Genomic DNA, 21,437 nt, shown 5'->3' on the forward strand with positions numbered 1-21,437 from the left:
TGCTTATCAGATACTTCTAAGTTTTAAGAACATCACCATGTCATTGTCCTCCTTGGTATATATAAGAATTCACCAAATCATTATATCGCACATAATTGAATATTTAAATGATAAAATACAGCCGGCATATTTATAGATAGTTTACGGCGGATTTAGAAAGATATTATCGCTTTATGGTAAATTAATAGGGAGTATCATAATAGTACGCAATGATATCAATACAAGGAGGACTTTATGAAGAAAAAACCAGTCGTAGATATCCTGGCACTGACTCTTATTGTTTGTTCAATTTTTTCGGGCTGCGGAAAGGGAAGGAATACGACTAATACTACTACAGATGCTTCTGATCGCGAACTTAGTGTGAATATACACCTGAGTGAACTTGATTTCATGAGAAATATCGAAGGTCCTATATATATCGCAGGACATAAGAGTCCGGATTCCGACACTGTGGGAAGTGCAATCGGATATGCAGCTCTTCTTAGGAAGCTGGGCTTTGATGCTACTGCGGTTGTTATCGGAGATATAAATAATGAGACAAAATTTGTGCTGCAGAAGGCAGGGCTTGATACTCCCGAGCTTTTGGTGGATGCATCGGGTCTGAATATGATCCTGGTAGACCATGGTGATTACGAGCAGTCAGCAGATGGCATGAAAGATGCAAATATACTCGGTATAATAGATCATCACGGAGATGGCTCCGTTGGAACAAGTGGTCAGCTGCTGTATGATGCAAGAGCCCTTGGTGCAACTGCAACTATTGTATGGACAAAGTATCTTGACTACGGAGTAGAGCCCGATAAACAAACTGCAATAGCAATGCTTGGCTCCATTTTGTCGGATACTCTCGGCCTTAAGGCAGACACCACAACATTTGCAGATAAAGAAGCTGCAAAAAATCTGGCTGAAATTGGTGGGATAGAAGAAATAGACGGGTTTTATACGGATTTGTACAAGGCTTTGATATCCCTTGATGGCATGACGGATGAAGAGATATTCTTTAGTGATTACAAGGAATATGAAGCCGGTGGCAGAAAATTCTCCATTGGATGCATAAACGTATATGACGAAGATGAAGCCAAGGATATAGCAGCGCGAATGAAAGCAGCTACTGCAGCAAGCCTTAAAGCGACAGGAATGGACATGGCTTTTGCACAGGTAAGCATTTTTCATGATGATACCAGCGTGGCTTATCTGGTTCCATCGGATGATATAGCATCTGAGGTATTAAAAGAAGCCTTTGGTGATAGGGCCACATTTGATGAAAATTCTTACATACTCAGGCCTGGGATATCAAGAAGAACGGAGCTGGTTCCGGCTATTTCAGTTGTTCTGGAAGCATTTCCCAAGGAAGATTAAGATTATCCCTGTTTCTGTTAACCAGTAAACAATTCATCAAAGCCACAATAACCCATTATTCATTTGCCCCAAAAACAAAAACCTCGTAAAGCCTTTATTTATCAGCTTTACGAGGTTTTTATCAATTCGAGCTGGCAACGGGAATCGGACCCGTGACCTCCGCACTACCAATGCGACGCACTACCGACTGTGCTATGCCAGCAATCCGCGACCTATGTTAGTCACAAAAGCTATTGTAACAAGCGCGTAGTCCCTTGTCAACACAATATTTAACATCATTTCTTTATTATCTTTTCAGAAAGTTTATAGGATGATTATGGTTTTATGGCGCATCAGTATATATGATATAAAGAGAGGAACTGTAATCATGATAAAACAAATAAAGGTATACCTTATTACAATAATAATATTTACCTTACTCCTGTCTGCCTGTGAACCCAGACCTGTTGCAAAAACTACAGCCAAGGAGGAAAAAAGCGAGACCACAATTGTTGACACCCATTCAGATGACGGGCGCACGATTGTGGGCATCAGCATGCCTGATGAGCTGCTTGAACGTTGGAATCGTGATGGTGCTTTTCTAAAAGATCAGTTTGAACAAAACGGATGTGAAGTAATACTAAAATTTGCGAATAACCTGATTGACACACAAATTGGAGACCTCAGAAGCATGATCTCAGGAGGTGCTGATATTCTTGTTATCGCTGCTGTTGACGGAGCGGCTCTCTCAAGTGTTCTTGAAGAAGCCAGGGCTGCAAATGTCAGAATCATCGCCTATGACAGACTCATCATGAAAACCGATGCCGTGGATTACTATGTCTCCTTTGATAATTATCAGGTTGGAGTTCTCCAGGCAAATTACATAATCGGTGCATTGCTCATGGTAAACTCTGACAAAACCTACAATATAGAGTTTATCTCAGGTGATCCCGTAGACAACAATGCAAGATTTTTCTATCAGGGCGCTTTGGACACTCTCCAGCCCTTTGTTGATATGGACAAAATAAGAATCCTGTCCACTCAGTCGGACTTCTATGAAACCTCTACCGCTCAGTGGTCAACAGATATTGCCCAGCAGCGTCTTCAGATTATATTAAACTCATATTACCCCAAGGGGACAAGACTGGATGCAGTACTCTGTGCAAATGATTCAACAGCCCTGGGTGCTGCAAGAGCCATTGGAGCAGATTATAAAGGAACAAATCATGTTGTCCTGACAGGTCAGGACGCTGACATAGCAAATATTTATAATATTATAAACGGAACACAGGATATGACCGTCTTTAAGGCACTCGATCAGGAAGCCGTCGTAACCGTCGCACTCGGGATGGCTCTTCTTAAAGGAGACAGCCCCGCTGAAAAGCTTATAGAAGATTCTAACTTCAGTTTTGAATGTGCCTACAATACCATGGACTACGATAACGGAATAAAAATAGTACCTTCCTATCTATTGCAACCAGTTACAATTAATTATCAAAATTTGGAAAAAGAGCTGTTCGTTACGGGTTATTACCGCAGAAACAGCTCAGGACTTATTTATGCAGTTAAATAATGTATATCCGTTTCTTCCGTTTTCCTTAGTTGCATAAAGTGCACTGTCAGCACATTCCATCAGCTTATTCGGGTCATTCGTGTCTGCCGGGTAGGTTGCACATCCAATGCTGACGGTAATAGACAATTCACCAACGGAAGTCTTAAACGGATTCTTTGTCTTAGTGATGATATCCTCACAAATTTTTTTCCCTGCATCAGGAGCAGTTGATGTAAACATTCCGCAAAACTCATCACCGCCAAGGCGCGCAAAAGTCACATCTTTTCCAGACATCTCTTTAAGCTTCTCACCAACACCGACTATTATCTCATCACCGACACCATGCCCATAGGTATCATTTATGGACTTAAAATGGTCGATATCAAGCATAATAAGCCCATATGGTGTAACTGATGCAATAGCCTGATTTATGTCCTCCATGAGCTTCTTTCTGTTAGGCATCTGAGTCAGGAAATCCGTTCTGATAATCTTCTTTCGCTTGGAATTTGTGGCATTAAGCAAAGCAATAATTGCCACAAGCAAAATCAGAATTATAATTCCAAGATTACTGATAAGTGTATTCTCACGATAAAACTTTGCAAAATTTTCATGCTCATTTATAACAACAGAACCCTTGGGTAGCTGCGAATAAACTATGCCAAACTTATCCATACATTCCTGATCGAAATAGGGTGTTGATACGCTGGATGACAAAAGCGGAATAGAATCTGCCTCTTCCCCAAGGAGTATCCTCTTTGATACATCTCCCGCAATCCTTCCTGCATCGTAGTACGAATAAGAGATTCCACCAAAAACTCCATAGCCTACATCAGTAGAAGTCAGCCTGAAAATCGGAATATCAGGTGCATATGTAGACAAAAAATCGGAAGCATGCTTAAGTGAATAAGCATTTTTCTCACCATCAATAGAAAAATCAAGAAACAGCATGATATCATCCGTGCCAAGACCTTCCAACACTTCCTTAATCCCATCAGCGGTGTAGTAGGAAGTATTTATTACAGTGCTGTTAATCTCAGGATGCTTTTCACTGAACTTCATGAATTCCACATAGTCACCCTGACCGGCGACAGACGAATCCACAATCACATTTAGATGATCTCTTGTTGGAAAAAGCTGTTTCATAAGGGCATAGTTACTCTCAAAGTCAAGTGATTCGGCAATACCGGTTGCATTTTTCATCGCAGACGCAGTGATTGCCTCGGTCATGTTGTTAACCCCCATAAACACAAGGGGCACATCATCAAAAAGCTCCTCCCTATTGTTTATCGCATATCTGAGCGCAGAATCATCTGCAACCACAATAAGGTCATAAGCTCTGACCGAATAAATCTTGTATTTTACAAACTTGTCAAAATTCTGGAGATCTAGACTGCCGTAATATTTATCAGCATCCATAAACTCATAGCTGATATCAACATTGACACCTTCGATTCCTTTCTCAAAACCCTCGAGCTGATCAGGAACCGCAGCATTAGAAAATCCATATGAAGAAATAAAAAGAATGCGAAATTGCCGCTCTAAGCTATCCTCCGCACTCGCCCTGAGCGCGGAAGAAAACAGAATACATAATGCAAAATATGCAATTAAAATGCCATTCCGCAAAGTTTTCATGATACAATTTTAAACCTTTTGGTACCCTGCAACAATACCTAAGGCGCTATACAAAAATAAAAGAATTATGAAAAAATCACATAAGCTGCGTCAGAAGATAACGATAAATTTCTGAATTTTTCTCTTTCCAATTATCGCACATTGAAATAGCAGCTTCCTCTGTCCATGCCGGAATTGAAATGTCAATAAGCGTACTTCCCGCCTCGTTTGCAGACAGATATACCGTATATTCATTCTCTCCGGTCTTTTTATAATAGGCTCCGATCGAGGTCTCGTCCCTCAGCTTCATTCCATTTTCCTTGAAATACTCATCAATCTCTTCCTTAATAGAAGGATTAATACGGTTTCCAAAAAAGTCCAAAGTCTCAGAGCCCGCATCAGTCATTTCAAGGTAAGTTCTGTTGCCCTCGCTTTTTTCAGTGATAAGATCAGAATCCGCAAGCTCACTGAAAACCTCCTGGAGAGTCAGGAAATTCGTATATTCTTTTTCCAAAATAAAATCATAAATCTGTGCCTTGCTAAGACGTCCCTCTGACCTTCTAAGCATATAAAGCACTATCATCTTGTATAAAGTCAGATATTGTGAACTCATAAAATCCTCACTAAGTAATCGTAATCATTCAGATCCGGTAAAAGCATTAAAAATCCACTCCTACAATGGACCTCGCAAAGGAAATATACTCCTCTCTCTTGTTCGTGTCCATGTATTTAAACACATCGTAGGAATATTTATGTCCGCCACCCGTGGTACAAAGTCCCATGGCAAGTCCGTCATGAGCAATCTCCTCCGGAGCGTCAGTCTGCCTTGAGAACATGATGGCATGTAAGCTGCTATTTGCAGCAACCTTACTGTAGGCATAGGCAATTGCTGCGGCCTGCAGCGTATCTCCCTGAGTTGAGGTATAACCAACCTCACTTAATATGATCGACCTGACATTTCCATTGTAAAGCATAGCTTCACCATTCATATAATCAGTGAGGACATTTATATTTTTCATCGTAATAAAAGAAGTGTCAGCTGAATTGGACACCAGCTTGTGCCCGTTCCAAAAAGCCACATCGGTAAGCGGAACCGTATAAGGATGCTGTGCAAGTCCCCAGTTAATATCACCGTAATTCCTTAGCGTTGCAGCAAAAGTATCAAGCAAATCTCTGCCGTCATAGTCAGGATTGTTCTTCATATTCCTGTCCCATTGCTGATCCAGTGAAATGTACACATAAGCGCTGGCATTAGTACTTTTTATTGCATTGTAAATAACTCTGAATGCCCTTGCATAAGCTGCCGTATAGGTCCCAAGATCGGTCTGCGCCATATAGTTCCACTCTTTTCTGGCATTAACCTCGTTACCTATAATCCACATAGCAACACTTCCGTGACCCGAATCCGAATATCTCTGTGCAAGGAATGAAGTAATTGCAGCAATAGCGTTAACACCTGCTTCATCAGTAGCATTAAACATATAGTACGGTGCAGTCGATCCGCCTCTTGCATCAGGGTGAGTCACCTCAGGGAAAGTGGATGGCGATACGTCATTTAAAATAATTGCGGCAATGTCCACTCCCTTGGAATTCAGATTTGTAAAAAGGTAGTCATATTCCTGAATAATTCTTCCGTTAAAATAATAGGTCACTCCGTTATAAGTATAAGCAATAGACCCCTCACCTCCAGTGACAAGCAATCTGTTAAGCGGGATATTATAGGTCGCATAATTTACTCCCAGATCCTCTACTTCATGTAATCTTGAAGGGTCAATCAAAAGTCCCTTCTTGGAGCTCTGCTGCATCCCGCCATAATTATAGGACGCAAGTGCCTCGGGATTTGTGATATAGCTTGAATTGGATACCGTCTTAAAGGTGTCATCCTTCTTAACAGCTACAACAAACTTTCTATACAATCTTGACTGTGCTTCTCCCTTGTGAAGAGCCGCAGTAAGCTTTATTTCAGTATTCTTGTAGGTCTTCGAAATAGGCTCTGCCTCAGTATTAAAGCCATCCTCATAGGTCGCTGCATCGAATAGGTAGTAGTATTTATCATCAGAGGTCGGAAGTGCCTCAGCTGAAGCTGTAACCTCTACTTCTCCGTTTTCACCGATTGTACAACCATCAAGACTGACATATTCAGAGAGCTGATCGTCCGGGATTTCAACCGTCGCAGGTCTCTCATCCAGAGCCTTCTTTACCCTGTCTCCTGAATCCGTAATGGCCTTTAGCGCAGCTTCATCGAGGTAGCTCTTTTCCTTCGGCTTATCTTCCTTATGCTCAACAGGTGCTACCTCCTGCACCACATTATTCTTCTTTTCATGTCTCGTAAAAACTCCGGACACACTACACACAGCCACAGCAAAAGCCAGCAGTGTCACTACGCTAAAGACAATGCTGATAATTTTGTTCTGTGTGGATAATATATATTTTAAAGTCTTAAAGAATTTTTTTATTTTTTTCAGTAAAGAATTAATACCTAATCCTCCTGCTTATTATCCTTTGTCTGTTCCTTCTGTTGTGATTTGGCCTGTTCCTTAAGAAACTTCATATGCTCCTTTATCTTAACTTCATAACCGTTACCCGAAGGGCTGTAGAATTCCTTCCCGTTTAATTCATATGGAAGATACTGCTGCTCAACATAATTATTCGGATAGTCATGAGCATATTTATATCCTATTCCGTGCCCAAGCTTTGAAGCGGACTTGTAATGTGCATCCTGAAGATGCGTAGGAATAGGCAGATTGCCTGTATTTTTCACTGTATCCATAGCACTGAAAATTGCCTCCACTGCTGCGTTGCTCTTAGGCGCTGTCGCGATGTAACTGGCTGCCTGTGAGAGATTGATCTGACACTCCGGCATTCCGATTCGCTCAGTTGCAAGAAAAGCCGCTACTGCCACCTGAAGCGCCTGTGGATCAGCATTACCCACATCCTCTGAGGCACAGATAACCATTCTTCTTGCAATAAATTTGGGGTCCTCCCCGGCGTTAAGCATTCTGGCAAGATAGTAAACTGCCGCATCCGGATCTGAGCCTCTCATACTTTTTATAAAAGCGGAAATCGTATCGTAATGGTTATCGCCATCCTTGTCATACCTGGCAACACGCTTCTGTATACACTCCTCCGCAACCTCTCGTGTGATGTGAATCTTACCATCGCTGCTTCTGTCAGTTGTCATAACGCCAAGCTCTATGGCATTGAGTGCATGCCTTGCGTCACCGCCTGCTATGTCTGCCAGGAATTCCTCCGCATCAGGCTCCAATACCGCGTCATAAGAACCCATTCCATTCACTGTGTCTGTAATAGCTCTCCGCATCAGAGTCTTAACATCCTCCGTGGAAAGTGGCTGCAATTCAAAAATAACAGACCTGGAAATAAGAGCTCCGTTAACCTCAAAATACGGATTCTCCGTAGTCGCTCCGATAAGTATAACCGTTCCATCCTCAACAAAGGGAAGCAGATAATCCTGCTGTCCCTTATTGAAGCGATGTATCTCATCTATAAAAAGAATGGTCTTTCTTCCGTAACCTCCAAGGTTCTGTTTTGCCTTGGCAACAACCTCCTCCATATCCTTTTTCCCTGCGACAGTCGCATTAAGCTGCATAAAATCGGCCTTTGTGGTATTGGCAATAACCTTAGCCAGCGTTGTTTTACCGGTTCCGGGAGGTCCATATAGTATTATAGAGCTGATCTTGTCAGCCTTTATTGCACGATAAAGGAGCTTGTCCTTACCAATGATGTGCTGCTGCCCAACCACCTCATCAAGTGTTTTGGGACGCATCCTTGCGGCAAGCGGAGACTCACTTTTCATGCTTTTTTCACGTGCATATTCAAATAAATCCATAGTGCGTATATTCTACAATAATAAGGCAAAATATGCCATAGATTCTTGCTCCTCATAAGAAAGCCGGAATCTGAAAATATTATTCACAGGCATCCATAGCAAGCTTGATTGCGCCCATAATACCCTGGTCATCATTGAGACTTGCAGGAACGATATAATCATCAAGGTGCTCCATCTCATCAGTTATTATGTAGCCGTTCACAAGCTCCTTGAACTTAGCTCTGATCATAGGGAAAAGCTGCTCCTGGTGCATTACTCCGCCGCCAAGAATAATCTTCTTGGGACTTAAGATAAGTGCATAGCTCATAAGTGCTGTTGCAATATATTCACTTTCGATTTCCCATACTTCCTTTTTATCCACAAGCTGATCTGCACTTACTCCCCAGCGTGCCTTAAGTGAAGGACCTGCTGCGAGACCTTCAAGACAGTTATCATGATAAGGGCATACGCTTTTTCCGGGATCTCCTTTAACTAAAGGAAGACGGATATGGCCAACCTCAGGATGAAGCATTCCGTGAAGAAGCTTTCCGTTTGACATTACACCGCCGCCAACGCCGGTTCCTATTGTAAGGTACAAAGCATCTGAAAGTCCCTTTGCACAACCCCAGGTTACTTCACCGAGAAGTGATCCGTTTACATCTGTATCAAAACCGATCGGAATACCAAGAGCTTCCTTCGCAGCATTAACGATATTGTATCCTGACCATCCCTTCTTAGGTGTGGAAGTGATGCTTCCGTAGGTCGGGGATTCTTTTCTTAAATCAATAGGTCCAAAGCAAGCTATACCAAGAGCTTTGATATCCTTCTGTTTAAAATAATCAAATATCTGTGGCATTGTTGTTTCAGGTGTCTCTGTAGGAAATTTTACCTGCTCTAATATTTCGCCATTTTCATTACCGATAGCGCAAACCATCTTGGTTCCGCCTGCTTCAAGTGCTCCGTATAACATAATGTCCTCCAATATATTTTATTTATTTTTTTTGCTCTTCTTCTACAATAAAACATAGGGAAGAAAAATCAAGACACAAATTTAAGTAACTTTATGTTTCTTCCTCCTTGACCCACGCACAGCATCAAGAATCCTCCTTCCTCCTTGACCCACGCATAACATCAAGAATCCTCCTTCCTCCTTGACCCACGCATAACACCGAAAAGACTGACTCATTAAATAAAACAGCAGCTTGCCCGGTATAGGGGTATCGGAAATATGCAGTTCTCGGACGAGGAGATAATTTTCAGAATTATGCAAAAATGGATGCCGATTGTCCCGAGTGACCACGAGATGAGGCATCCATTTTTTGTATAATTTTAGAAAATTCCTCCTTGACCCACGCATAACACCGAAAAAGGCTGCCTGTAGCGAAAAACAGCCCGCATAAATAAATAAGCCCCGATATATATGTTCAGATCCAACCGATTATACGCGAAGCGTAACGAGGTTGGAAATGAATATATATATCGGGGTGTTTTATTTGTGTGGGCGTCCGTCCTTACTCAGCCTTTACAGGAGCTGTGCGAATAATGAATTGTACGGAGCTGGGTTCATCATCGTTTGCACCTGAGAATGATGTGTAGCTCTGTGATGCTTCGTCAACTGCCTTAAGTCGGTCAGTTACGGAAAGAAGATCATCATCAACGATACCTGTTATCTTCTGGATACCATCTTCATCGAACTCTACCATTCCGTCAGCAAGCTTTCTTGCACCATCGTTAAGCTCTACCGCACCGTCCTTAAGCTTCTGTGCACCATCTTTAAGCTCTCCTGCACCATCATCAAGCTTTCCTGCTCCTTCATCAAGTTTTCCGGCACCATCATCCAGAGAAACTGTACCATCATAAAGCTTACCTACTCCTTCATCGAGCTTTCCGGCACCATCCTTAAGCTTTGTTGTACCTTCTGCAAGCTTGGCTGCACCATCTGCAAGCTTTGATCCGCCTTCTTTAAGATCACTGCTGTTTGAATCAAGCTTTTGTACGCCCTTATTCAGCTTGCCTGAACCTTCCTTCAGTGTACTGATACCACTTGAAAGTGTTGTACCACCTTCATCAAGCTTCTTCATTCCATCGTAGAGTGAATTAGCGCCTGTAGCAAGCCTGGAAGCACCATCCTGAATATCCTTAAGTCCGCCGTTACCTGTTCCATTATAAAGAGCATCCAGTGTTCCGGCAGATGAAGCAAGTGTTCTGTAAGTCATGTAAATAGTAGTTGCGTACTGAGTAGCATTCTTTGTCTGTACAAGTGCATCGGCAACCATTGTAACTGCTTTTGTGTAATGCTCTACAGCTTTATTTTTCTCATCCAAAGCTTCCTGGCCCTTCTCCTGTGCCAGAGCTCCATCGCCCTGAGCAGTAGCACCTATCTGCTTTGCCTTTCCTGCCAGTGACTCAGCCTCCTGCTTTTTGCTTAATGCTGTATCCATATCATCTGCAGCTGCTGCCTGTTCTGCTGCAGCTGCAGCTTCCTGTGCCTTAGCACCAAGTGACTGTGCCTCTACTGCCTCTGATTCAGCTTTTGCCTTATAGGTCATTGCTTCTGTATATGCATCCTGAGCATTTTTTGCACTCTTATCGCCATCATTCATTTCAGACTTTATCTGATCACAGGCTGTCTTAAGGCTTGAAGCGAATGCTTCCTGATCGGCCTGGCTTTCAATAGATGCCTTTGCAACGCTGTACATCTGTGTCCACTGAGCATGTGAGATTCCTGTATTTTTCTCTATATATGCCCAGTCTGCATCGCTGGCATACTCATCAAAACTGCCATCTACAGAACTCTCGTCCTGAGATCCAAGTGTTACAGCATTGTTTATACTGTCCTCCTGATTATCTGCAGATGTCTCCTCTGAGCTCTGTGTGTCGTCAGACCCCTGCTGAGTATTCTGATCTTCCTGCTGCGCAGTCTGATTTTCCTCAGAAACTGCCTGCTGATCATTCTGGCTTTCCTCAGGTGTTGCCTGCTGATCATCCTGATTTACCTCAGGTGTTGCCTGCTGATCATCCTGATTTTCCTCAGGTGTTGCCTGCTGATCATTCTGGCTTTCCTCAGGTGCTACCTGCTGATCATCCTGATTTTCCTCAGGTGCTGCCTGCTGATCATCCTGATTTTCCTCAGATGCTGTCTGCTGATCATTCTGATTTTCCTCAGGTGCTACCTGCTGACTATCCTGTGATGACTGATCCTCGCCCGCATTATTATCTTCACCCGGTGTGTTGTCATTCTGAGTATTTTCAGTTGCCTGAGCATTATCATTCTGAGTTGTCTGAGAACCTGTAGCATCTTCTGTCTTCTTGTTCTTTGAAGACTCTTCCTTCTTAGTATCATCAGTGTTTTTATTTTCAACAATAACAGGAGTATCAACTGATACAACCTGAAGTCCGCTTACAGTATCCATAGTATACAGACCTGCAAGCTTCTCGGATGCCTGCTGCAGCATAGTATTCAGATTTGCAGCTGTACTTGCGGGCATTGCACCTTTTACAGCGCCGGTATTTGATGCTCCCGCATTTGCAGCAGCATACTTAATTACTTCTGCGAACTCATTATAAAAAGTCTCTGATGCTGATTTGCATGCCTCCATCTGCTGCTTGACTGTATTTGCTGCAGTATCGATACCTGTGCTAAGCTGGGCTGCACCCTCAGATACGCTCTTGGCACCATCCTTTGCTGTTGTTACTCCACCTGTGAAAGTTGTTGCACCCTCGGAAAGCTTTTTAACTCCGTCGTCAAGAGTCTTTGCACCCTTTGCAACTTCACCTACACCATCAGTATATTTGCCTATTCCAGTGCTGAGTGTTGAAGCACCATCCTTAAGCTGTCCTGCACCTGTATCAAGCTCTCCTGTACCATCCTTGAGCTGTCCTGAACCATCCTTTAACTGAGAAGCACCATCCTTAAGCTGTCCTGTACCATCCTTTAATTCTTTTGTTCCATCCTTAAGCTCACCGGTGCCATCCTTAAGCTGTGAAGTTCCGTCATATAATTCTGATGTTCCATCCTCAAATTTCTGAGTTCCATCTGCAAGCTCGCCTGATCCGTCACGAAGCTTTGTTGAAGCATCTGCAAGCTTATCCATATCCTCATTAGCATCATCAAGTTTATCTGAATCATAAATCTTGTTAAGTCCAAGATCTGAAACAGTATTTGCACTTGCCATTGAGATTGTCATAGGAAGTTCGAAATCCTTAACATCCGCTGTGATCTCAACATAATCAGGAATCTCGATATCCTCTTTATTTATATTGTTCTCTTCCAGTTTTTCATCGAGCTTCTCTTCATCAATATCAAGAGACTCCTTAAGCCCCGGAAGAGCCACTCCTACTACTACGTAGTTGTTGGCATCTGATATAACCTTACCGTTTGAAACATGAACATTTGCAAACTTATCACTGTCGAGCATTGTTCCTGAAATCATGGTGAAAGGCACCTCAACATTTTCCTTTTCACCATCAACTTCAACTTCTCTTTTCAGACTGTTGGTATAATCAAATCTGATCTTGACGTTACCGCTCTTACCTGCGATATCCTCTGCCTTCATCTCTTTTCCGTCAAGCTCGTAGGTAACCTTTACGCCAACAGGAACTTCTTCAGTAGGTGTTCCCTGATAGTAGATATCAGAGCCTTCTGCATCCCATGTAACTGTTCCGTCACCGTTATCCTTATAGGATTCATTGCCCTTAACATTTACGATATCTTTGAGGTTTGTCTTATCGGTTATTGTCTTATCGCCATTTGCATTTTTTAACCAGTTGCTGACAACTACTTCATCAACAGCACCGTTGGCATCTGTCATAACGTAAACAGTCTCTTCTTTTCCGCTGTCTGAGTTTTCTCTGTTACCTGTGAAGGCAGCCTGTGTCATTGTCTCAACCAGTGACTCAGCTTCGGGATTTTCCTCAGTGATATCCTGAGCCTGAGCTGTATCTTCATTTTTATTGAAAAGTCCACATCCTGTCATTGATGAGCACGCAAGTGCAAATGCTGTTAAAACTGATGTAGCTTTGAGTAAGTTTTTCTTATACATACCATTTCCTCTTTTCTTTCCCCTCATCCGTCCTTCGGACACCTTCTCCCCAAGGAGAAGGCAGGGGTTGCTATTCTTAGTTACTACTAAAAATGATTTATAAACTTCTTATACTGCATGTTTTATGGAAGCCACCTTGGCATTTTTTCTATCTTTATCCATCCTTATACAATCGCGCATTCCCCATGTGGTTCTGATGATAAGACCATCGAAAATCATGTACATGGAAGGAAGAACAAGTATAACAACTGCCATACTTACAAGTGCACCTCTTGCCATAAGGAAGCAAAGTGATCCGATCATGTCAACGCTGGATACAAGTCCTACACCAAAGGTTGCGGCGAAGAAGCTTAGCGCACTTACTATTACTGATTTCATACTGGTTGAAAGTGCAATTCGCGTTGCCTGCTTTTTACTTTGGCCTTCTTTTCTCTCCTTGCAATAACGTGTTGTCATCAGAATCGCATAATCAACTGTTGCTCCGAGCTGAATTGTACCGATAACAACTGAAGATATGAAAGGAATAACCGTTCCCGTAAATCCGGGGATTCCCATGTTAATGAAAATCGCAAACTCAATAACCGCAACCAGTATGAAAGGAAGCGATATTGATTTCATTACCAGTGCAATGATAAGGAAAACGCATCCAATTGAAACTATACTTACCGTCTTAAAATCCTTATCTGTTATTGTGATCAGGTCCTTTGTACATGGCGCCTCTCCGACGACCATAGCTGTGGGACTGTACCTTTTAGCTATTGCATTAACTTCATCTATCTGAGCATTAACCTCATCTGATGCTGTCTTATACTGGCTTGTAAGCATCAGCATCTGGTACTCATCACTTGAAAGCTCCTTGCGAATCTCATCGGGAATCATGTCCTTCGGAAAAGTCGGGCCAACCAGTGCATCCACACCGAGCACTCCGTCAACTCCGTCTACGCTCTTAAGCTCACTTATCATTCCCTGCATTGTCGCTGTATCAAGATTTGCATCAGCAAGTATCATATAGGTTGTGTTTGTCTCAAAATTTTTCTCAAGCTCTATCATGGCCTGTCTGCTGGAAAGCTTTTCGGGAAGTGTCTCAGACAGATCATAATATACTGCTGCGTGTCTGTAGCCCCAGATTGCCGGAGGAAGCATACATATGAAAATCACTCCGAATATTATTGCCCGTTTCGAAATCCATCTGGGAGTCTTTACAAACTCAGGCATTATAGGCTTGTGCTTTGTCTTTTCAATGACGTTATCAAATATCAGAATCATTGAAGGAAGAATTGTTACGCATGCAACAACACCGAAGATAACACCCTTCGCCATAACAATTCCCAGGTCAAGTCCGATGGTAAAGCTCATAAAGCAAAGTGCTACGAAACCTGCAATTGTTGTGATTGATGATCCGATAACTGACTGGAAGGTTGCGCCTATGGCATTTGCCATCGCATTCTTCTTATCTTCTCTTCCGGTCTTCTCAAGCTCCTCCTGGTAGCTGTGCCACAGGAAAATTGAATAATCCAGTGTAACACCCAGCTGAAGAACTGCACTCAGCGATTTTGTTAGGAATGAAATCTCTCCAAGGAAGATGTTCGTTCCCATGTTAAACATAATTGCAATTCCGATACTCATAAGGAAGAAGAACGGTATCAGGTAGGAGTCCATGGTAAGTGAAAGAACTATTGTCGCAAGAAGGACTGCCATTCCTACATATATAGGAGTTTCTTTTTCCGTAAGGTTCTTGGTATCAAGAACGATTGCTGCCATTCCTGAAAGGAAGCACTTTTCATTAGCAATCTTCCTTATATTGGTTATGGCTTCCATGGTGCCGTCGCTTGAAGTTGTGTCATCAAATATGATGAACATCAGCTGTGTGTCCCCTGTTCCAAGCGCCTGTGTTATTTCATCAGGAAGCATCTCCTTCGGTATGGTGTAATCCATAAAGGTGTCATACCATAGTACCTTTTTTACATGCTCCACTGTCTCAATTTTTGATTTCAGATCGGCGATATCTTTATCCGCCATCCCTTCAACAACGAAAAGAGAATACGCTCCGGTTCCAAACTGATCCATCAGGATGTCCTGCCCCTTCATGGTCTCAATCTCACCGGGCAGATACGAAAGAATGTCATAATTAACTCTCGTTGCTGCCATTCCTGCAAGGCACGGTATCATCAGTGCGATGCTGGCAATCAGTATTATGAACCTGGATTTTACTATTGCCTTTGACAAAAATTTCATAACCTTTTCCTCACAAAAATTTATTTATGACCATTGGTCACTTTTTATATTTTATGTTATACTCTAAAAATGACCATCGGTCAAGTTTTTTGTATTCATAAAATTTTGCAATTGGTCAAAAATGAGAAAAAGGCAATGATTTCTCGAGCCTTTTCTCAACATATGTAAATCATTTAAGTTATGTGTTAGGATAAAGTTATGGGAAAATGGGATGAAAATAAAAAACTGAAACTGGATTCTTTGCTGAACACCTCCTTTGAATTGTTCACTTCGCAGGGGATCAATCAGACGTCAATATCCGACATCGTTAAGAAAGCCGGTGTTGCGAAGGGAACCTTTTATCTGTATTTCAAAGATAAATATGATATAAGGAACCGTTTGATTGCGCGTAAATCAAATCAGCTCTTTGCTATTGCTTACGAAGAGCTTCTAAAGGAAGATCTTCACACTGTTGAAGATAAGATTATCTTTATGATGAAGCATATTCTTATGCACCTTGCTGAGAATCCTATGCTACTCTCTCTTATATACAAGGATCTCAGCTGGGCTCTTTTTAAAGAAGCCATGACTACAAACACAGATGACTCTGAGACAGACTTCCTACAGATCATAACGAAGATGTTCGAGGAATCTGATGTCAAATATCGTAATCCAGAGCTAATGATGTTTCTTATTGTAGAAATGGTCAGCTCAGCAGGCTACAGTTCCATAGTCTACAAGCAGCCTCAGCCTCTTGATGATCTGCTACCCGAACTTGAATATGCTGTGCGAGGCATTATGAAAGAGTACGAGATAAAATAACTACACCTCGCTAAGTGCTCTATAAGGAAACTTCTGCTACACTAAACTCGTGGAATACCTCGTTAAGTGTCCAGAAGTTGTTCGCACTAAGCTCGTGAAATACCTCGCTAAGTGCCTCTATAAGGAAACTTCTGCTACACTAAACTCGTGGAATACCTCGTTAAGTGTCCAGAAGTTGTTCGCACTAAGCTCGTGAAATACCTCGCTAAGTGCTCTACTAAAGAAAACCCCACGTTGGCAAGACGCGGGGTTTTTCAGGTAGGAGATTTCTTATGACTATGTATGTCATGTGTTAGTCAAATTGGTAACCCCGAACAAGTATTGGCATTACCTGCTCTTATTTAGGTTAGCTTTTGCTAACAAAGACATATTAGCATATGCTAACATCATTCGCAAGTATTTTTTTATATTTTATTTATAAATTCTTTTTTACTTTCTTAATTTGAATATAAAAGGTACCCATATTCCATAGAACACGGGTACCCTATTGCTAATCCTATTTTATTAAATATTCACCTCAGATTTCCAAAGAACTCGTCGCCTCCGGGATTGCCCTTCGGTCCGTGATCAAAGCCCGAGCCAAAGTCATCTTCATCAAAGCCATCATCACCGAAGTCTTCGTCGTCATCTTCATCCCCGAAGTCTTCATCATCTTCGTCACCGAAATACTCTTCATCGTCCTCGTCGAAGTCATCACCGGAATCATCCTCATCGTCTTCATCCTCGTCATCTTCGTCTTGGTCATCGTCTTCCTCGAAGTCATACTCATCATCTTCATCAGCATCTTCAAGGTCATCGTACTCGTATTCAGAATCGAAGTATCCTTCAGCTTCAAGGCGATCTCTGACGTCTCTGTCGAAGTCCAGCTCATAATCATCAGGGTCGAGTCCCACGGCTTTTAGCATGTCCGCCCGTTCTTCTTCATCAGCCTTTAGAAACTCATCAAAATCAAGCCCTGCATTGCAGACAGCTTCTACAAGTTCGGCATCAACATAGACTGTAAAATCTGCGCCGTCCCCGTCGAAGTCATCATCAATATAGGGTAAGTCTTCAGGAAAAATAGAAAACATTTTTCCGTTCTCATCAAAATCAAGCGGGCCGAAGCCTTTTCCAAGGTTAACGTTCATCAATTACCCTTTCATAAGGAAGTTCTGCTCTCGGGCAAGCCCTCGCCAGAACAAGGTAGTACACTAAGCTCGTGAGGAACCTCGCTAAGTGATTACCTTTCTACAATTGCAGCAGCACCCATTCCGCCGCCTACGCAAAGGGTTGCAAGACCCTTCTTTGCATCACGTCTTTGCATCTCATAAAGGAGAGTTACAAGAATACGACAGCCTGAGCATCCTACCGGGTGTCCGAGAGCAATAGCACCACCATTTACATTAAGCTTATTAAGATCAAATCCAAGCTCCTTACCTACTGCAACTGACTGAGCTGCAAAAGCTTCGTTTGCTTCGATAAGGTCAAAGTCTGAAATCTGATAGCCGGCCTTAGCCATAGTCTTCTTGGTTGCAGCAACAGGACCGATACCCATGATACGAGGCTCAACACCTGCAAGCTCACCTGCAATCCATGTAGCCATAGGCTTAATGCCAAGCTCCTTAGCTTTCTCTTCACTCATGACCACGATAGCTGCAGCGCCGTCATTGATACCTGAAGAGTTAGCTGCTGTTACCATACCATCCTTCTTAAATGCGGGGCGAAGCTTTGAAATGTTTTCCTTTGTTACACCGGGTCTGGGACCTTCATCCTTAGCAAAAAGAATTGTCTCCTTCTTGGTCTTAATCTCAACGGGAACAATTTCCTCATCGAATACACCGTTAGCCTGTGCTTTCTCGCACTTCTGCTGGCTGTTTGCAGCAAACTCATCAAGCTCTTCTCTTGTAAGTCCCCACTGCTCACAAATATTCTCAGCTGTGATACCCATATGGAATCCGCCGAATGCATCTGTAAGAGCATCCTTGATCATGGTATCAATAAGCTCACCATTATTCATACGATAACCAAATCTCGCATTCTGAAGTGCGTAAGGTGCACGGGACATGTTCTCTGTACCACCTGCAACGATGATGTCAGCATCACCCATTGAGATAAGCTTTGCAGCAAGGTTTACACAGTGAAGACCTGATCCGCAAAGAACGTTAATTGTTGTAGCAGGTACCTCAACCGGAATTCCTGCATTAACTGCAGCCTGGCGAGCTACGTTCTGGCCTGTACCAGCCTGAATTACGCAGCCCATATATACTTCATCAACCTGCTCCGGCTTAACACCTGAGCGCTTTAATGCTTCCTTAATAACAATTGTTCCAAGATCCGGAGCTGAGATGTCCTTTAATGCACCTCCCATAACACCGATTGCGGTTCTACAAGCTCCTGCCAAAACTACTTTACGTGCCATGCCTTTCTTTTCCTCCTTATTATGAAAAAAAATGTTTAATTAATTAGTATTATATCAAAAGCTCTATAATTAGTAAAAAATCCGGGAACCAAAAAGATTCCCGGATTCTGAATGTTTATTTTACTTTTACACTCTTTGCATTTGACCAGTCTGAATAGTATTTTACATTATTATGCTCAACATATGTTCTGACTCTGAAGTAATACTTCTTATGTCTCTTGAGCTTGCTTATTGTGACCTTCCTTTTATCATTTCCTACAGTTTGTGTCTTTCCGATTTCGAAAGATTTTGTTTTTACATTCTTCTTAAATTTCTTGTTAGTTGAGTACTGAATTTCATATCCATTAACGCCTGTGACATCCTTGAAGGTTATCTCTGCCTTCTTACCGGGAGATTTTACCTTAGCAACTTTTCCGTTCTCAATATTTTCTCTGCTTAATGAAAAAGTATATTTTGTCTGCTCTCCCTCAAGTTTAATATAGTACGTACCCGGTGTTAAATAAACGTCCGTAACTGCAGGTGTGCCAACAACAGCCCCATCCAAAAAACTTCTCTCAAAAAGGTCATGACTATACAGATTTGCCTCTACCTTTTTATAAGTATCATTGCTGACTGTAGCAGTGTAACGATACTTTCCTTCCTGAGTGATATTTACTTTATACCAATCCTCTAAGTCAGTAGCAGTAAATGCATCCGTCACAGTAGTGTTTAAAGTATATATCTTCGGATTGTCATAGCTATCCTTCACATTTTCTGATACGCCATAGCTCTCATACACCGTTTTTAATCTATAGCTCTGCTTTTTACTTCTATTACGAGGGCTTTCACTCTGTACTCTGATATAATATGTTCCTGCTGAAAGAACCCTGGTATCTGTTCCTGTCCATACAGAGTCATCTACATTCATCTGACCCGTAGTCATAACTCTTCTTGCCGTATCAGAGCTGCTGAAAACATCTACCCCTATATGGCTGGTGTTCTTTAACATAAGACCAATCTTAAACACACCATCTGCAGGTAATACAACTTTATAGAAGTCCTGACTAGCAATACCTATTTCATTCCATGCACCCCAATCCATATTTGCAGGTAATTGTGCAGCTGTGTCAAAAGTTCTTCCACCTGCTGCCTCGGCAACAATCTTATTCCCCGGATTAAATGCACCGATCGGACTGGCTGCCATAGTTAATGCCAGCAGCACTCCCCCAAATTTTGTTAGTAATTTTCCTTTTTTCATCCTCTTTTCCCTCTTTTCTTTAAAATGTCATACAACTTTTCCATTGTACCACAAAACATCTGATATATGGTAATGTTTTGTCCTAAAATTCGTTATCCAATTTTATATATAATTGTGATTGGATGAGATTGTTGCATAAAAAATCCGGAAACCTACGAGATTTCCGGATTATGATAGTTTATTTCATTTATTTTATTTTTGCACTCTTTGCCTTTGACCAATCAGAATAGAACCTTGTATTATTATCTTCAATATAGGTTCTTACTCTGAAGTAATACTTCTTATGCCTCTTAAGCTTGCCTACTGTAATCTTTCTTTTATTATCTCCTGCACTTTCAGTCTTTTCTATCGTGAAAGTTTTTGTTTTAACATTCTTTTTGAAATTCTTGTCGGTTGAATATTCAATCTGATAACCATTGATGCTACTAATTTTCTTAAAGGTAACATCTGCCTTTTTCTTCTTTGAAGATTTCACTTTGGTTACTTTACTCGCTTCGATAGTAGATCCCTTTACAGAAAAAGAGTATTTTGTGTCTTTAGCATTTATTTTTATATAATACACACCCGGCACAAGGTATAATTCTCCTGTTCGATTAACACCTGACTCATCATGATTTCCACCTTTTAGTGATAACTTTTCTTCAGTAAGATCGGAATTATAGATTTTTGCTTCAAATTGAGATGTTTCATAGGTTCCATAAATTGTAATATTAAATGTGTATTTTCCTTCCTTATCAATACTAAATCTATACCAATCTACCTGATCTGTACTTGTACCGGAATCTGTAACTACTGAGTTAACAACATATTCCTTCGGATTATCATAACTATCTTCATTTGTTTCAGATACTCCAAAACCATTAAAGCCTATTTGTATCTTATAATTCTGGTAACCATTGCCCTTATCTTTATTTCTGACACCCTTTCCAGTAACTTCAATGTAGTAAGTTCCCGCTGATAAAACACGTTTATCGGATTCTGTCACAGGAGCATCTTCTTCTGTCCCGAAAATAGTTTGTACATGACACAAGATATCCGTGTTCTTCTCTTTACGAAGAAATGCGCTCACGCCATAACAATTCTTAAATGCAGCACTTAATGTAAACTCCCCATCTTCGGTCAAAACCACTTTGTAGAAGTGTGTTCCTTCATCAACAAGTGGTGTCCATGCTGTCCATTCCGAATTAGGCGTTAGTATAGTTGCAGTATCCTGTGTTTCACCTACTGCCTTAGCAGTTAGCTTTGTCTCAGGAACAAATGCACAAAAAGATGCAACTGTCATAGACATTGCAAGAAGCAATGCTCCCGCTTTTTTTAGTAAACCACTTTTCTTCATCTTCATTTCCCTCTTTTCTTTTTAATTCCAGGCATCCGCAAAAAGCGAATTTCTTGAACAT

At 41.7% G+C, this 21,437-nt stretch carries 14 protein-coding genes and 1 tRNA gene; 3 read left to right on the top strand and 12 right to left on the bottom strand.

Annotated features, from left to right (window positions below; all coding sequences use genetic code 11):
* The first annotated feature begins 234 nt into the window (after positions 1-234).
* Positions 235-1,359, top strand: a complete 1,125-nt coding sequence (locus tag G602_RS0121780) for a DHH family phosphoesterase (protein ID WP_026660912.1) — start codon at positions 235-237, stop codon at positions 1,357-1,359.
* Positions 1,360-1,488: 129 nt separating this feature from the next.
* On the opposite strand, the gene G602_RS0121785 is transcribed toward G602_RS0121780, so the two are convergent.
* A tRNA-Thr gene (locus G602_RS0121785) sits at positions 1,489-1,561 on the bottom strand.
* 165 nt (positions 1,562-1,726) lie between these two features.
* Between G602_RS0121785 and G602_RS0121790 the strand changes: the two genes are divergently transcribed.
* Positions 1,727-2,911, top strand: coding sequence for a substrate-binding domain-containing protein (locus G602_RS0121790; protein WP_242835701.1), 1,185 nt, complete (start codon positions 1,727-1,729; stop codon positions 2,909-2,911).
* Here G602_RS0121790 and G602_RS0121795 read toward each other — a convergent pair.
* The 7 genes from G602_RS0121795 to G602_RS0121830 form a co-directional block, all read right to left on the bottom strand.
* Positions 2,885-4,522, bottom strand: a complete 1,638-nt coding sequence (locus G602_RS0121795; RefSeq protein ID WP_026660915.1) for an ABC transporter substrate binding protein — start codon at positions 4,520-4,522, stop codon at positions 2,885-2,887. The two genes, G602_RS0121790 and G602_RS0121795, sit on opposite strands and share 27 nt — an antisense overlap.
* 76 nt (positions 4,523-4,598) lie before the next feature.
* Positions 4,599-5,114, bottom strand: coding sequence for a DUF4364 family protein (locus G602_RS0121800; protein WP_026660916.1), 516 nt, complete (start codon positions 5,112-5,114; stop codon positions 4,599-4,601).
* A gap of 46 nt (positions 5,115-5,160) precedes the next feature.
* Positions 5,161-6,861 carry a DUF5722 domain-containing protein gene (locus tag G602_RS27995; RefSeq protein WP_155830025.1) on the bottom strand — a complete coding sequence of 567 codons (1,701 nt, stop codon included), beginning with the start codon at positions 6,859-6,861 and terminating at the stop codon, positions 5,161-5,163.
* A gap of 119 nt (positions 6,862-6,980) precedes the next feature.
* Positions 6,981-8,348, bottom strand: a complete 1,368-nt coding sequence (locus G602_RS0121810; RefSeq protein WP_026660917.1) for a replication-associated recombination protein A — start codon at positions 8,346-8,348, stop codon at positions 6,981-6,983.
* Between the two features lie 79 nt (positions 8,349-8,427).
* On the bottom strand, positions 8,428-9,297 hold the full coding sequence (locus G602_RS0121815) for an ROK family protein (RefSeq protein ID WP_026660918.1): 870 nt from the start codon (positions 9,295-9,297) through the stop codon (positions 8,428-8,430).
* Between the two features lie 541 nt (positions 9,298-9,838).
* Positions 9,839-13,369, bottom strand: a complete 3,531-nt coding sequence (locus tag G602_RS29510) for a hypothetical protein (protein ID WP_196808750.1) — start codon at positions 13,367-13,369, stop codon at positions 9,839-9,841.
* A 108-nt stretch (positions 13,370-13,477) separates the two neighbouring features.
* The gene (locus G602_RS0121830; RefSeq protein ID WP_026660920.1) at positions 13,478-15,604 is read right to left on the bottom strand and encodes an efflux RND transporter permease subunit; all 2,127 of its coding nucleotides are present in this window, start codon (positions 15,602-15,604) and stop codon (positions 13,478-13,480) included.
* A 198-nt stretch (positions 15,605-15,802) separates the two neighbouring features.
* Here G602_RS0121830 and G602_RS0121835 point away from each other — a divergent pair, with 198 nt between their 5' ends.
* Positions 15,803-16,405, top strand: coding sequence for a TetR/AcrR family transcriptional regulator (locus G602_RS0121835; protein ID WP_026660921.1), 603 nt, complete (start codon positions 15,803-15,805; stop codon positions 16,403-16,405).
* A gap of 512 nt (positions 16,406-16,917) precedes the next feature.
* Here the strand turns inward: G602_RS0121835 and G602_RS29515 are convergent.
* From G602_RS29515 to G602_RS0121855, 4 genes are all read right to left on the bottom strand, one after another.
* Complete coding sequence (locus G602_RS29515; RefSeq protein WP_049945403.1) at positions 16,918-17,532, bottom strand: hypothetical protein; 615 nt, start codon at positions 17,530-17,532, stop codon at positions 16,918-16,920.
* Positions 17,533-17,624: 92 nt separating this feature from the next.
* The gene (locus tag G602_RS0121845) at positions 17,625-18,803 is read right to left on the bottom strand and encodes an acetyl-CoA C-acetyltransferase (RefSeq protein ID WP_026660922.1); all 1,179 of its coding nucleotides are present in this window, start codon (positions 18,801-18,803) and stop codon (positions 17,625-17,627) included.
* Between the two features lie 115 nt (positions 18,804-18,918).
* Positions 18,919-20,040: a hypothetical protein gene (locus G602_RS0121850; RefSeq protein WP_026660923.1), complete on the bottom strand. Its 1,122-nt coding sequence runs from the start codon at positions 20,038-20,040 to the stop codon at positions 18,919-18,921.
* 187 nt (positions 20,041-20,227) lie between these two features.
* Complete coding sequence (locus tag G602_RS0121855) at positions 20,228-21,376, bottom strand: hypothetical protein (protein WP_026660925.1); 1,149 nt, start codon at positions 21,374-21,376, stop codon at positions 20,228-20,230.
* Positions 21,377-21,437 lie beyond the last annotated feature (61 nt).

The sequence above is a fragment of the Butyrivibrio sp. AC2005 genome (genome assembly GCF_000424145.1).
GTDB lineage: Bacteria > Bacillota > Clostridia > Lachnospirales > Lachnospiraceae > Butyrivibrio.